Genomic DNA, 251 nt, shown 5'->3' with positions numbered 1-251 from the left:
CCAGACAGCCAGGAGGTTGGCTTAGAAGCAGCCATCCTTTAAAGAAAGCGTAATAGCTCACTGGTCGAGTCGGTCTGCGCGGAAGATGTAACGGGGCTAAACTATGCACCGAAGCTGCGGATTCAAAATTTATTTTGAGTGGTAGGGGAGCGTTCTGTAAGCGGTTGAAGGTGTACCGGGAGGTATGCTGGACGTATCAGAAGTGCGAATGCTGACATGAGTAACGATAATGCGGGTGAAAAACCCGCACG

Annotated in this window: 1 rRNA gene; it reads left to right on the top strand. The window is 50.6% G+C overall.

What is annotated here, in order from left to right:
• Nucleotides 1-251: ribosomal RNA gene (locus H5201_RS22870) — 23S ribosomal RNA — on the top strand; the annotation flags it as partial.

Source organism: Pseudoalteromonas sp. SG43-6, from assembly GCF_014164365.1.
Classification (GTDB): Bacteria; Pseudomonadota; Gammaproteobacteria; order Enterobacterales; family Alteromonadaceae; genus Pseudoalteromonas; species Pseudoalteromonas rhizosphaerae.
Note: the sequence above shows the minus strand (reverse complement) of the source record. Positions and strands in the feature narration are given on the sequence as shown.